The 14,008-nt window shown below is 59.1% G+C and carries 13 protein-coding genes and 1 riboswitch; of the genes, 7 read left to right on the top strand and 6 right to left on the bottom strand.

The genetic code is table 11. The features are described 5' to 3' along the window. Positions 1-255 precede the first annotated feature (255 nt). The 4 genes from G518_RS0111375 to G518_RS0111360 form a co-directional block, all read right to left on the bottom strand. Positions 256-1,077, bottom strand: a complete 822-nt coding sequence (locus G518_RS0111375) for an ABC transporter ATP-binding protein (protein WP_084651703.1) — start codon at positions 1,075-1,077, stop codon at positions 256-258. Positions 1,078-1,096: 19 nt separating this feature from the next. Then, positions 1,097-1,864: an ABC transporter permease gene (locus tag G518_RS34750; RefSeq protein WP_211231705.1), complete on the bottom strand. Its 768-nt coding sequence runs from the start codon at positions 1,862-1,864 to the stop codon at positions 1,097-1,099. 104 nt (positions 1,865-1,968) lie between these two features. Continuing rightward, positions 1,969-2,862 carry a sulfurtransferase gene (locus tag G518_RS0111365; protein ID WP_028602654.1) on the bottom strand — a complete coding sequence of 298 codons (894 nt, stop codon included), beginning with the start codon at positions 2,860-2,862 and terminating at the stop codon, positions 1,969-1,971. Between the two features lie 191 nt (positions 2,863-3,053). Continuing rightward, positions 3,054-3,512 carry an Lrp/AsnC family transcriptional regulator gene (locus G518_RS0111360; RefSeq protein ID WP_028602653.1) on the bottom strand — a complete coding sequence of 153 codons (459 nt, stop codon included), beginning with the start codon at positions 3,510-3,512 and terminating at the stop codon, positions 3,054-3,056. A 157-nt stretch (positions 3,513-3,669) separates the two neighbouring features. Between G518_RS0111360 and G518_RS0111355 the strand changes: the two genes are divergently transcribed. Continuing rightward, positions 3,670-4,290, top strand: coding sequence for a glutathione S-transferase (locus tag G518_RS0111355; RefSeq protein ID WP_028602652.1), 621 nt, complete (start codon positions 3,670-3,672; stop codon positions 4,288-4,290). 157 nt (positions 4,291-4,447) lie between these two features. On the opposite strand, the gene nrdR is transcribed toward G518_RS0111355, so the two are convergent. Continuing rightward, positions 4,448-4,894, bottom strand: coding sequence for a transcriptional regulator NrdR (nrdR, locus tag G518_RS0111350; RefSeq protein ID WP_028602651.1), 447 nt, complete (start codon positions 4,892-4,894; stop codon positions 4,448-4,450). A gap of 112 nt (positions 4,895-5,006) precedes the next feature. Next, a complete protein-coding gene (glyA, locus tag G518_RS0111345) occupies positions 5,007-6,254 on the bottom strand; it encodes a serine hydroxymethyltransferase (RefSeq protein ID WP_028602650.1) in 1,248 nt (415 codons plus the stop codon). 63 nt (positions 6,255-6,317) lie between these two features. Next, positions 6,318-6,454, bottom strand: a riboswitch (ZMP/ZTP riboswitch). A gap of 183 nt (positions 6,455-6,637) precedes the next feature. Between glyA and G518_RS34745 the strand changes: the two genes are divergently transcribed. From G518_RS34745 to G518_RS0111315, 6 genes are all read left to right on the top strand, one after another. Then, complete coding sequence (locus G518_RS34745) at positions 6,638-8,647, top strand: TonB-dependent receptor plug domain-containing protein (protein ID WP_084651733.1); 2,010 nt, start codon at positions 6,638-6,640, stop codon at positions 8,645-8,647. 27 nt (positions 8,648-8,674) lie between these two features. Next, the gene (locus G518_RS0111335) at positions 8,675-9,979 is read left to right on the top strand and encodes an HmuY family protein (protein WP_028602649.1); all 1,305 of its coding nucleotides are present in this window, start codon (positions 8,675-8,677) and stop codon (positions 9,977-9,979) included. Between the two features lie 77 nt (positions 9,980-10,056). After that, a complete protein-coding gene (locus tag G518_RS0111330) occupies positions 10,057-11,133 on the top strand; it encodes a hemin-degrading factor (RefSeq protein ID WP_028602648.1) in 1,077 nt (358 codons plus the stop codon). A 20-nt stretch (positions 11,134-11,153) separates the two neighbouring features. Continuing rightward, positions 11,154-12,017 carry a heme/hemin ABC transporter substrate-binding protein gene (locus G518_RS0111325; RefSeq protein ID WP_028602647.1) on the top strand — a complete coding sequence of 288 codons (864 nt, stop codon included), beginning with the start codon at positions 11,154-11,156 and terminating at the stop codon, positions 12,015-12,017. After that, entirely contained in the window at positions 12,014-13,066 is a 1,053-nt protein-coding gene (locus G518_RS0111320; protein WP_028602646.1) for a FecCD family ABC transporter permease, read from the top strand. Before G518_RS0111325 ends, G518_RS0111320 begins: the two co-directional genes overlap by 4 nt. Further along, complete coding sequence (locus tag G518_RS0111315) at positions 13,063-13,857, top strand: heme ABC transporter ATP-binding protein (protein WP_036594382.1); 795 nt, start codon at positions 13,063-13,065, stop codon at positions 13,855-13,857. The genes G518_RS0111320 and G518_RS0111315 overlap by 4 nt, the downstream gene beginning before the upstream one ends. Positions 13,858-14,008 lie beyond the last annotated feature (151 nt).

Below are 14,008 nucleotides of genomic sequence, written 5' to 3'. Positions count from 1 at the left end.
AGCTTGTTTGAGCCAGCTGGGTGCGCGCTCAATGGCCTGGGCTGATCTGATGAAGTTGTGTGCCTGAAAGCGGCCTACTACCCGCTGCACATCAACGGGAACGCATCGAGAAGAGGGCCAACTTCATAGCCCGCGTTCGGTGGCGCATCGCGCGTATGGTTCAGCGCTCGCGCTAATTTTGGTTCAGTGTCCTGGTCGCCAACTGGTCGCGCTGGTTCCCCTGATCGGGGTCTGCGCTCCAGGTACGACAGCGGCTTAGCTGGCTCGCACGGTTTCGGTCATGATGTCGTTCCAGATAGCATCGACATACTGATGGAACGCAGGCAGCTTGCGCACGTTGCGTGAATCACGTGGGCGCGGCAGGTCGATTTTGTATTCAGATTTGATGCGGCCGGGGCGCCCGGTCATGACCACTACTCGGTCAGACATGCCGACTGCCTCTTCGATGTCGTGCGTCACAAAGATGATGCCCTTGCGGAAGCGGCTCCAAAGGCTCAGCAGTTCCTGCCCCATGAGAAGCTTCGTCTGCGCGTCCAATGCGCCAAAGGGTTCATCCATCAGGTAGATGTCTGGTGAGTACGCCAGGAGGCGGCACAAAGCTACGCGCTGGCGCATGCCTCCCGATAGGGCGCGTGGATAGTAAGCGCCAAATTGTTCCAGGCCAATGAGGGCCAGCAGTTCGTCGATGCGCTGCTCCCGGTCCTTGGCCGGGTAACCAGCGCATTCCAGTCCGACAGCGATGTTCTCGCGCACGGTGGCCCATGGCAGCAGCACGTCGCGCTGAAACATGAAGCCGATACCTGGCGGTGTCCCCCTGACGGGCTGGCCACGCACTAGAACCTCGCCAGCGGCAGGTTCGGCGAGTCCAGAGATTAGCTTCAACAAAGTGGACTTGCCGCATCCGCTGGGCCCAACGATGGACAGGAATTCACCTTCCTTCAAGCTGAGGCTGACGTCCGTGAGGGCCAGCACTGTGCCGCCGTAATCCATGGCGACGTTCTTGATCTCCACCGCAGGTGCGAGGGAGTTCGCGGCGGCTTGCCGCAAAAGTTCGGGGTCGGAAACAATGGCGTTCATGGCGTCAAATCCAAAGGAATCAGTAGCGGTTGCGTATCAGGCGGACTTCAGCCAGCTTGACCAGCTCGTTCAACACAATGCCGACCACCATCAAGATGACCAATCCGGTGAAGACGCCAATGACGTCTATTCGCCCAGCGGCATGCTCCACATACCAACCCAGCCCTCGGTTGGAGCCCAGCAGTTCTCCCACTACCGAGCCAATCAATGCCAGACCCACGCCTACGCGGATAGAAGCAAAAATCCACGGCACGATGGATGGCAGCGTGACCTTGCGAAAGATGTAGGCACGTGAGGCACGCATGGCCTTGAGCATGTCGACGAGGTCTTTATCTACACCGCGCATGCCTTCGTAGGTGTTGAGGATGACCACGAACACCACGAGCGAGAATGCCATGACAATCTTCGACATCGGGCCTATGCCGAACCACAGGATGAAGAGCGGTGCGAGCGCGATACGCGGAATGCTGTAGAGACCCAGGAAAAAAGGCTCCAGCACGCGCTCAACGAACTTGCTGTAGGCAAACAGCAAGCCCACGGGAACGCCCACCACCAAGCTGAGCACAAGCCCGGCGGCTGCCTGGGTGACCGTGGGTGTCATATGCCAGAGAAGATCGTTGGAAACGATCAGGCCCCACAGCCGTTGAGCTACTTTGCTGGGCTGACCGATCCAGAATGGATCCATGAACCAGCGTGCCGCAGCTTCCCACAAAAGCACGAACACCACTGCGAAAATGATACGGGCAATGATGACGCGTCGGTTCTCCTGGCTCGCCTTGGATTTCACGGATGGAGGCGCCGCAGCGGGGGCAGGAGTTGATGGGTTTGGCTGTCCTTGCTCAGGTAGAGGGTCCAGTGGCTTCGCTCGGAAGATGAAAGTTGGCGCGGTGCTCATGCCTTGGCCGCCACTGCTTGCGCGGAAGACGCCGTGGGCGCTTGGTTGCGAACAGGTCGTTCCACCGGGAGGTCCTCACGGTTTCCCCACTCGCCCCAGGAACCGGTGTAGTTGCGCGGTGTAGGGTAGCCCGCAATCTTCAGCGCGAAATACGTGTGCGCCGCGCGCACGCCGCCTCCGCAGTAAACCGCGACTTCACGCTCTGGTTGCAGGCCCAGACTTGAGAAAGCCGCTCGCAGATCGGAGGCCGGTTTGAAGCGACCAGACACATCGATGTTGTCTACATAGTCGAGGTGTGACGCGCCGGGTATGGCGCCTGCCCGGTTCGCACGAATTTCCTCACCGAAGTATTCCGTGGCACGGCGGGTGTCGAGAATTTGCAGCTTGGAATCATCGCGGCGGGTCAGGATTTCAGCGTGACCAATTACCGCTTGTGCCACCGGCGTCGCCTTGAAGCGGAATGGTGCATAGGCGGGAGCTTCGGTTGTGAGCGCTGTTTGGCGCAAGGCTGACAAACCGCCGTCTAATATGGAGACCGCTTCATGTCCAAGATACTCCAGCAGCCAGGCTCCACGCGCCGCGCGCGAATCGGAGCGGTTCTCGTAGAACACGACGCGTTGGTCCCGCGAGACGCCCAGTAAAGAGAAGATCCATTCATACTGGGAGACCAGAGACGTCAGCCCAGCGGGGGAGGTGTCATAGTGGGAGAACAGGCTGGTGTCCAGGTGGCGCGCACCAGGAAGATGGCCTTGCCAGTAGTCGTTTGCGGACCGCGTGTCGATCAGCACCACGCCGGGGTCGGACAAGTGGCTTGAGAGCCATTGCTCATCGACCAAAAACAGATCGAGATCGCCTGAAGCGCCTTCGTTCTTGAAATTTACTGTGCTCACGCGGGCTACTCCTGAAACATTGAAGCTGAAAGGGCGTTCAATGAGAATAGGATTTAGCGAGACGCGTAAAAAGGACTATTTCCGTATATCTTTATTTCAAACGGGATTGGTGATGGGGCTTTGAGACGCGTCGGCGCTCTCTGAGACTGTCCTGGAAGTCGGCATAGGTGCCAGGCCACTGATGTTTAGATTCAGCGCACGGGCTTGCGCAGGGCCTGAATGGTGTTGTGCTTGCGAATCGGACTGGACAATACCAACGAGGTCGTCACCGAGCCGTATACGGCCAAGGCGTCCACTACGCGCTCCAAGTCGGCAGGTTCTGCAATGGCGCAGCGCACTACAAAGCAGTCTTGCCCCGTCACGCGATCGACCTCCAGCACTTCGGGCATGGTTTCGAACAACTTCAAATAGGGCGCTATACCTTTGTGATCGGTTTCGATGCGGATGATGGCGTTCAGGCTCACGCCGATCTTGCTCAGGTTCACGCGTGCGCTGTAACCTGCGATCACGCCCGCTTCTTCCAGTTTTCGCACGCGTTCGCTCATCGCCGGCTGTGACAGGCCAATGAGCTTTCCCAGTGCGGCCATACTCTGCCGCGCATCTAGTTGCAGCGCCTGAACAATCAGCCAGTCTTTCTTGTCGAGTTGCATGGATTCAAAAGGCAATTGGTGTGCTGCTGTCAAAGGAGGCCGATGATTTATCGGTATGCAAGGCATGTTTCCGATGTCTTGCCCTGTCCTAACCAAGCTTCGCCGCCTATCGTACAAGCCAGGAGACCACTCCTGCCCACTCTATTGGAAAACTTCAATGCAACTCATCGGTATGCTCGACTCACCCTACGTTCGCCGCGTGGCCATCTCTCTGCATTTGCTGAAATTGCCGTTTGAGCACCGACCGCTCTCTGTTTTCAGCACCTTCGAGCAATTCAGCCAAATCAACCCAGTCGTGAAAGCGCCTACGCTGGTAACCGATGATGGCACGGTGCTGATGGATTCAACACTGATCGTGCAGTGGGCCGAGTCACTCTCTGGACATCGGCTCGAGCCAGTCGACTCGCGAGAGCGGCTGCGCGACCTGCGGCGTATCGGGCTGGCTCTTGCCGCGTGTGAAAAGGCCGTGCAAATGGTCTATGAGCGCCAATTGCGGCCCTCCGAAAAACAGCACCAGCCGTGGCTGGATCGTGTGGGCCGCCAGTTGGATGCGGCGTATGCAGCTCTGGAGGCAGAGGTTTTGGCTAGTTCAGAGGGAATCGAATCTCACCAAGTGACGCACGGCCAGATTGCCACGGCTGTGGCTTGGAGTTTCACTCAACTGGTGCTGCCTGGGCGTGTATTAGCGTCGGCTCACCCTGCAATTGCCCAATTCACCGCCGCAGCCGAAGAATTACCCGCCTTCCGTGCCTGTCCTCAAGTGGAGTCCGCTTCATAACCTCAGGAGCCGAGGAAAACGTCGATACCCTCAAGACTCAGTTTTGCAACCGCATGGGTCCATCTGCTGGTTTGGAAGAGATTCTGTTTTGACCGATATGGGGTTTCGAGCCATTGGGGAGACTGCAGGAACAGCGGATAGGGTCGAGATAGCGCTTTCAGCGCACCTCATCCACGAGAGCTCGAAACTCGTCAATATCCTCGAAGCTCCGGTACACACTTGCAAAGCGTACGTAAGCGACTTTGTCCAGCTTCTTCAACTCCCGCATCACTAGCTCGCCAATGCGAGAGGAGGGCAACTCGCGCGCTGCGGCGGACAAGAGCTTTTCCTCTATGCGCTCAATCGCGCTATCTTGCTGTTCCGTACTGACCGGGCGTTTGCGCAGCGCGAGGTCAAGCGAAGCTTGTAGTTTTGCGCGGGCATAGGGTACGCGCCGGCCGTCTTTCTTGACGATGCTCGGGAAGCTGACGTCAGGCCGCTCGTAAGTGGTGAAACGTTTGGCGCAGTGCGCGCATTGGCGGCGCCGGCGGATGAAGTCACCATCGTCAGAGACGCGCGTGTCCGCCACTTGCGTCTCGTTGTGGGCACAAAAAGGGCACTTCATCTGTTTGATCAGTAATGACCGGCGCTACCGGCGTCACCGCCGATGGAAAACGACGGATAGGCCATGGTAGCGCTCATTGGTCATCAATGCCAAGCAGCGGGGAAGCTGCCGGTTAGCCGCGGTACACCGGGAAGCGACGTGTCAGTTCAGCCACCTTGGCGCGCACGGCGGTCAGGTTGGCTTCGTCACGCGGATTGTCCAGAACGTCGGCCACCAGATTCGCCGTGGCGCGAGCTTCTTCCTCTTTGAAGCCACGTGTGGTCATGGCGGGCGTACCCACGCGCACGCCGCTGGTCACCATTGGCTTTTCAGGGTCGTTGGGGATGGCGTTTTTGTTGATCGTCATGTGCGCCGCGCCAAGAACGGCTTCGGCTTCTTTGCCGGTAATGCCTTTGGGGCGCAGATCGACCAACATCACGTGGCTTTCGGTTCCGCCGCTCACGATGCGCAAGCCGCGCTGGGTCAGCGTTTCGGCGACGACCTGTGCATTTTTGCGAACCTGAAGGGCGTACTGCTTGAACTCAGGTGCCAGCGCTTCTTTAAAAGCGATCGCTTTGGCTGCAATGATGTGCATCAGCGGGCCGCCCTGCAGGCCAGGGAATACCGCGCTGTTGATTGCTTTTTCGTGCTGAGCCTTCATCAGGATGAAGCCCGAACGAGGCCCGCGCAAGCTCTTGTGCGTGGTGCTGGTCACGATATCGGCATGCGGCACCGGATTGGGGTACTGGCCGCCGGCGATCAGGCCCGCGTAATGAGCCATGTCCACCATGAAGATGGCGCCCACATCCTTGGCCACTTTGGCGAAGCGTTCGAAATCGATAGCTAAGGAGTAGGCGCTGGCACCTGCCACGATCAGTTTGGGCCTGTGCTCATGCGCCTTTTTTTCCATCGCGTCGTAGTCGATGGCTTCTTGCGCGTTCAGGCCGTAGCTGACGACGTTGAACCACTTGCCGCTCATATTGAGTGGCATGCCGTGTGTCAAATGGCCGCCTTCTGCCAGGCTCATGCCCATGATGGTGTCGCCGGGCTTCAGGAAAGCGAGAAACACGGCTTCGTTGGCTGAAGCGCCGCAATGTGGCTGCACGTTGGCGGCATCGGCGCCAAAGAGCTGCTTCACGCGGTCGATCGCCAATTGTTCCACGACGTCAACGTGCTCGCAGCCGCCGTAGTAGCGCCGGCCTGGGTAGCCCTCTGCGTATTTATTAGTCAATTGCGTGCCAGCGGCTTCCAGCACGGCGGGGGACGCGTAGTTTTCGCTGGCGATCAGCTCGATGTGATCTTCCTGGCGCTGGTGCTCAGCCTGAATGGCGGCCCATACTTCAGGATCGGTTTGTGCGGTGAGATTTTTGCGGTCGTACATGATGTGGCAGTCCTTCAGTAGAAGGGAACGTCCCGGGGACGCGATTGATTAAAAGCGTCCCTTGCGGGCTGCCCAGGCGAACGGCTGAAACGCCAGCATGAAGTGCCAGCGGTGCGCTTCCCAGTGGTGTTCGGAAGGCAAATGCTCCGGATCCACGTCAGCGGCCTGAAGGTCGCCTATCGCCAGTTGCGCACGTTGATAAGTTTATCCGACAGCGATGCCCATAGGCAGTCGAGTGTCGTTTTTTGTCTGTGCGCTATCACTTCACGTGAGGCGTGTCATTTTGTTCATGCTATATTAGAATGAGAATGACTTTCATTGTCATTTGCATTGGTGTTCGTATTCAATGCTTGGCTACCATCAAAAATATCACCCCACCTGTCATGCCTGTTTCTTCTTTTCGCTCCGCGCGTTGGCTGCTCCCTTGGCTAGCGGTGGCCTCCGCCCAGGCGCAGTCGCAGCCACAAGAAGTGGAGCCGGTTACCTTGAAGCCTGTCGTGGTGACTGCCACGCGCACTGAACGCGACATAGACGAAGCGCCAGTGCGTACCGAGGTTGTGACGAGAGAGGAAATCGAAAACACCAATGCTCGCACGCTCAAGCAAGCCCTGGAAAACGTGCCAGGCCTGCAGTTGCGCGAGGTTTTGGGCAAGTCGGGCTATGAGCTGTCTCTGCAAGGGTTGAGCGCAGACCAGGTGCTGGTGCTGATCGATGGATTGCCCATCACAGCGAGCACCAGCTCCACCGTCGATCTAAGCCAGTACCTTCTGGATGAGGTGGAACGTGTAGAGGTGGTGAAGGGGGCGAGCTCAGCTCAGTATGGAAGTTCAGCCATGGGTGGCGTGGTCAACGTCATTACGCGGCGGCAGGCTGCGGGGTTTGGTGGTACGGCTTCGGTTGACGCAGGCAGTTACGGCAGCCAAAACGATAGTGGGCGTTCACTTAATGCGAACAATCGCAACGCCCGCTTTAGTCTGGGCGGGGGCGGCGAGAAGTGGCGCATGTCTGTTTCGGGCGAGCGGCTGGATAACGCCGGCTTTGGCATCAATCCCAGCAGCTATCCACGTCAGGGCGACGCCAATCTGCGTCAGCAGTTCGCGGCTCGGGGTGAGTGGATGCCCAGCAAAGATGGGCGCGCCTGGCTTGAGGCATCGCATTACTCGGAAGACGATACACAGCGCTACAACCTGTTTGTGCCGCCCAATCAGGTGCCGCAGCGCAAATTGGAGAGCATCACTCGCGACCGCGTGAGCGGCGGAGTGGATTGGCGCTTTGCTAACGGCATGCGGGCCCAGGTTAAAGGGGTGAATGAGCGCTACGACAGCCATTCTCCCGGCTATTCCAACGAGGTATTGGCTACTGACCGCCGGTCAAGCCAGCGCATGCAGCACTTGAGCACGCAGCTTGAATTGCCGGCCTGGGGGCGCCAGCTCTGGATGGTGGGCACGGATTGGCACCACGAAACTCTGTCGCAGACCAGCAATGGCTCTTCGGAGCTGGGCACTTTGGGCAATGCCAAGCGCACCAACGCGGAAGTGTTCGTGCAAAACGACATCATCCTGAATGACGCCTGGGAAGTGTTGTTTGGTCTGCGCGGCCAGAATGATTCCGACTTCGGCAGCCACTGGGCGCCCAAGGTCAGTGTGCGGGCCAACCTTTTGAATGGTGCCGAATGGAAGGGCGTGTTTCGCGCCAGCCTGGGACAAGGCTACCGTGTTCCCAATCTGAAGGAGCGGCATTACCTGTTTGACCACAGCGCCCTGGGCTACAAGGTGGTCGGCAATCCCAATCTCAAGCCAGAGTCTTCTACCAGCCTGCAGTTGGGCGCTACCTTTAAGCGGGGATCGCGTTTGACGATTGACGTCAATGGTTTCTACAACCGCGTGCGTGATCTCATTCAGACCGATGAGGCCAATACCTCCGTCGTAGATGGCATTACCCAATATACCTACGCCAACATAGCGCGTGCGCGCACCAGCGGCCTGGATACCAACCTGGTTTGGCGTGCGAACTCGGTGCTTTCGCTCAACGCCGCGCACACCTACACCTCCACGCGCAACGAAACCACTGGCCAAGAACTTACGCGCCGCCCGCAACAGATCGTGCGTCTGGGGGCTGACTGGCGCGTCCAGCCGAACACGATGCTGGGCCTGCGCGTGCGGCACCAAAGCAGCGAACTGGTGGACACCGCCACGCGCGCTCGCTCGCCAGGTTGGACCACATTGGATTTCAGCCTGAATCATCGCATTGGCCGTGAGGTGACGCTGTTCTTCGGTATCAACAACATCACCAATCGTCAGCGCGACTTCGTCAACACCAACGATTTCGGGCCCATTGCTGGCCGCTACATCTATCTCGGTGCCCGGTTTGCATTTGGCAACGCCATTAAGTAACACATCAACAGTAAGGAGCTAGTCATCATGAAATCCTCATACCTGAAATACGTTCCCGCGGCTTTGGCCGTTTTGGCTCTTACCGCGTGCGGCGGTGGCGGAGATGATTCTCCTGCTCCGGCACCAACTCCTGCACCAACCCCAGCGCCAACTCCCGCACCTACACCGGCGCCAACGCCTGTGCCCACGAGCAAATTCACGCAAACCGCCACTTGGGCTGTCGTTTTGCCTGCCACTGGCCAGTCCGTTTGCTATGACTTCGACGCCAAGGCAGAGGCCGCTTGCAGCGGCGCCGCTTGGGATGTCAAGCTGGTGAGCGGCGGCCGTTCGGCCAGTATCTTCACCAACAGCGGCCCTAGCGGCAGTGGCACGGGCGGCGCATTTGGTAGCCCGTTCACCCACAAATGGTCTGACCTGCAAAAGTGGAACGATGCGTTGGCCGATCCTGCAGGTGGTGCTATTCCTGCCACGCTGTACGCAGCTGACACGGCCAAGAGCGCTTTCTCCGGCACCAATGAAATCCAGGCTGCGGCGTTTGAGTATGACCTCTCCGGTACACATCAGCTGCACCCTAATTTCCGTGTCTTCCTGGCTACTACGAACAGTGCATCCGCAGACATCACGGGTACGGCCGGTGCCGTGTTTGCGTTGCAAATGACGGGCTACTACGGAGGCGCTACCGGTACAGCTTCCGGCTGGCCTTCGTTCCGTTGGGTCAATACGGCCAATCCATCCGTGGTGAACACCGCCAGTGTGGATGCAAGCGCTGGCTGGGTTTACTACGACTTGGCTACGAAGAGCGTTTCCACTCAGGCCGGTACATGGCACGTTGCGTTCAATCGGTATAACGTCAAACTCAATGGTGGTACCTCCGGCAGCAGCAAGGTGGCTGGCTTCCTGAGCAAAACCCCAGCGGGCTTCTACGCAGCCGACGGCAAGACACCAGTGGTCGCGAAGTTCAATTCCACCACCAACCTGGCCGATACCCTGGCGGACCTCACCGGTGCATTGACAGGCCCAACGGCAGCTTCGGGCTGGGTGGTGGATTCCATTGGTTCGCAGCTCTCGCCAACCTACACCGGCACTTATCCAAATGCGCTGAACTACGGCTGGTTCAGCTACTACCCCACTGACGCTGCAGCGGCTACCGTAGGCTTGACTCAGCACATGCTGAAGGCAGACCCCGAAGCGGCTTCACTGGTCAAGTCCAGCACGGGTAACAGCTATGCGCGCATGCATCTGGCCAGCATTGCGTATGCAGCGGCTACGCCGGCCTACGCCGGTGCGCAAACCTGGACCTTCGAGTTCGGTATTCAGCCAGCTACGCCTTGATTTTTTGCTCCGCAAGCACCCGGGCCGTATGCGGCCAGGGTGCTTGGCAGTCATTCAAACTCTAACTATCCCATCCCATGAACGTAGACATATTGAGAACTCGTTTCGCGCAAGCCCGCGCTGCAGGCAAGCGAGCCCGTGACGCCGCCGAATCGATCGGTGTGAGCGAAGGCGAAGCCGTGGCGGCCCACGCCGGAAACCACGAAGGCCCTTTGAAGGCCGTTCCGCTGGGCAAATCCTGGCTGGAAATACTGAAGGCCCTCGGCGAGTGTGGTCCCGTTCTCGCGCTGACGCGCAATGAAACCACTGTGCATGAGAAAACCGGGGTTTATGAAAACGTCTCAGCCGCTGGCCCTGTGGTGGGCTTGGCGCTGGGTGGCCCCATCGATCTGCGTTTGTTCTTCATGCACTGGCATGCCGGCTTTGCTGTCACGGAAGCGGCTGCTCAGCCTAACGTGCCGGCCTCGCTGAGTTTGCAGTTCTATGACGCGAGCGGTCTGGCCGTGCACAAGGTGTTTTGCCGTGAAGCAACGAACAGAGCTGCCTTTGAGGCGCTGATGCAGCGCTTTGCCGATGCTTCCCTCAGCCCTGAGTTCAAGCCAAAGGCACCAGCTCCTGCTATTCAGGACGACGAAGCCATTGATGCTGATGGCCTGCTGGAAGCCTGGGGCGGCATGAAAGACACCCATGACTTCTACGAAATTCTGAAGAAATTCGGCGTAGAACGTCAGCAGAGCTTCCGTTTGGCCGATGGGCGTTTTGCACGCCGCGCTTCACCGAGTGTGGCTCGTCAATTGTTGCAAGAGGCTGCATTTGACGGCGCGCCCATCATGGTGTTCGTCGGTAGCTTGGGCTGCATTCAGATTCACTCCGGTCCGGTGACTCGCATAGAACCTATGGAGATTCGCGGGGTTCAGTGGCTCAACGTGCTCGACCCAGATTTCAACCTGCACATGCAGGAAGACTCCATCGCGAATGCCTGGGTGGTGGAAAAGCCCACAAGTGACGGCATCGTGACCTCCGTCGAATTGTTTGACGCCAAGGGCGAGCTGATGGCCATGTTCTTTGGCGAGCGCAAACCGGGCAATCCGGAGCGTGAAGATTGGCGCGCCATTGTGCGCAAGGCAGCGCCGACTTCGGCTGTGGCTGCGTAAAGGTGGGAGCGGGACGGCCCATGTTTTCAACTCCTTCGCGCCGTCAAGTGCTGGGCGCGGCTCTTGCCGCGGGCCTGCCGCTGGCGGTGAAAGCTCAGCCTGCAGGGGCCCGCCTGCCGCGTCTGGTTACTATCAACGGCGCCATCACTGAAGTGGTTTATCTACTGGGCGCAGAAGCCCAGTTGGTAGGTACGGACACCACCAGCCTTTTTCCGTCTGCGGCACAGAAAACGCCCAAAGTCGGTTATTTGCGCCAGCTCTCAGCGGAAGGTGTGCTTTCGCTGAAGCCTGATGCTGTGATCGCTACCTCGGATGCCGGCCCTCCGGTAGTGCTGGATCAGCTGCGCAGTGCTGGTGTTCAGGTGGAATTGGTGAAGTCCGAATACACCTGGAACGACGTGAGCAGCAAAGTCCAAGCCGTAGGGCGTGCGGGCCGTCGAGAAACCGCTGCGCGTGAGCTGCAGGCACGGCTGGATGTGGAGTGGGCTCAGGTTAACCGCCAGGTGGCAGGTGCGAGCCGGGCCAAGCCGCGTGTGCTGTTCATTCTTTCGCATGGGCCGTCGCCGCAGGTCGCAGGGCAGGGTACCGCAGCGGAAGCCATGATTCGTTTCGCGGGTGGAGTGAACGCGCTCTCTGGTTTCCAGGGTTACCGGCCCATGACGGCCGAAGCCATGGCAAGCGCCGCGCCGGATGTCATTCTTTCCACAGATCAAGGCATCGAAGCGTTGGGCGGTATCGACAAGCTCTGGCAGCGGCCGGAGTTGGCGCTTACGCCAGCTTATCGCCGGCGCGCTTTGGTGTCTCAAGACGCTCTTTTGCTGCTGGGTTTCGGCCCACGCCTGCCCCAGGCTGTGCGCGAACTCCATAGCCGGTTTCACGCGTGAGTGGCCTGGTTTCGCCAGCAAGGCTGGCGCCTCGCAGCGCACTGACGCTGGGGTTGCTGCTGGTCGCGTTGGCCTTCCTGGCGGGCAGTGCAAGTGGGGCCTATCACATCTCGCCCGCGCAGCTGCTGCGGCTGCTCGGTGAGGCTCTGTCTGGCAGCATTACAGATTCGCCAGAGCACCTGGTGTTTCTTAATATCCGCCTGCCGCGTCTGGTGTTGGCTGTGGCAGCGGGTGCGGGCTTGGCTATGGCCGGGGCACTGATGCAGGGGATGTTTCGCAATCCTCTTGCAGACCCAGGGCTTATTGGCATCAGCAGTGGCGCCGCACTGGCCGCAGGGGTGGCTATCGTGCTGGGCCAGAAATGGTTTCCTGAGCTTCCGCATTCGCTAGGTAGCTGGACCCTGATGCTCGCGGCCTTCATTGGTGGCCTCCTGGTCACGTTATGCATTTACCTTTTCGCGCAAGGGCCTTCAGGTACCCACATTGGGGTCATGCTGCTGGCGGGTGTGGCCGTGAATGCTTTGGCTGGAGCGGGGCTGGGGTATCTCAACTTCGTTGCCACAGACGAGCAATTGCGCAATATTCAATTTTGGTTGCTGGGGAGCCTGGGCGGCGCGCGATGGAGCGCGGTGGCGCTGGTCGCTGCAGTGGTGGCGGCGTCCTGCGCAGCGGCTATGGCGTTGGCTCGGCCACTCAACGCCATCGCACTGGGTGAGGCGCAGGCGGAGTTGCTGGGAGTCAATGTAGAACGTACCAAACGGGCGGTGGTGGTTATCACCGCGTTGGCAGTAGGAGCCGTGACCGCCACGACGGGCATCATCAGCTTCGTTGGGCTGATTGCGCCGCATTGGGTGCGTCTGATGGCTGGGCCTGATCACCGTGTGGTCTTGCCCGGGTCCGCGTTGCTGGGCGCGGCGCTTGTATTGGCAGCCGATGCTGTGGCTCGCACAATAGTGCAACCGGCCGAAATGCCTCTGGGTGTCCTCACAGCCTTCATTGGTGGACCCATGTTCCTATTGATGCTGCGTCGGTTCAGGGGGCGGGTATGACACTGCAGTGTATTGATGCCCGGGTAAGTCTGAATGGCCGTACTTTGCTGGAAGGGGCCTCGGCTACGCTCCACCCAGGGCGATTCACCGTCATTCTGGGGCCGAACGGCGCCGGAAAATCCACGCTTCTTTCATTGTTGTCGGCACAGCGCCGGCCCGAGGCCGGAAAAGTACTGCTTGATGGCCAACCGTTGGCATCGATGTCCGCGCGCACGCTAGCCTTGCGACGTGCGGTGATGCCGCAGGAAAGTGCGGTGGCTTTCGATTTCACGGTACGCGAAGTGGTGGAGTTGGGCCGCTACCCCCACCGCCAACATCCTGACGCCAACGAGGCGGGGATTGTTTCGAAGGCTCTCGAGGCGACTGATGTGGCTTCACTGGCTCCGCGGATTTTCAATACGCTATCCGGCGGTGAAAAAGCGCGAGTGCATCTTGCCCGTGCCCTGACCCAGGTCTGGTCTCCTAGGCCTGATGGCGCGGCACGTTGGCTGTTATTGGACGAGCCCACTGCCGCCCTGGATCTGTCGCACCAGCACCAGGCGTTGGGGTTATTACAGGATCGGGCTCGGGAGGACGGGATTGGCGTCATCGCCGTTCTGCATGATCTCAACTTGGCGCTGAGGTATGCTGACGATGCCCTCCTTCTGGCGAATGGAGAGGTCGCCGGGTTCGGCCCGGTAGCCGAAGTGCTCACTCCGGAGCGAATGGCACACATCTGGGGTGTTGTTTGTACGCCAGTAAACAACGCTCAGGGCTTGTTACAGTACCTTTTCGAACCTGCGTCTCGTTGACAACCGTGCACGAAACCTTTAATCGGGATATACTTCATCATCGACCTAAGGCGTGTTCGCTGCCTTGGGTCAGTGTTTGACCTTACGGAAGCCCTTGCTTCTGTCGCTTGGTGATTCATCCCCAAGCCAAAGACCGTCATCCCCCGCTTTT

It is taken from the genome of Ottowia thiooxydans DSM 14619 (genome assembly GCF_000422885.1).
GTDB lineage: Bacteria > Pseudomonadota > Gammaproteobacteria > Burkholderiales > Burkholderiaceae_C > Ottowia > Ottowia thiooxydans.
This window is presented reverse-complemented; position numbering and strand designations above follow the sequence as displayed.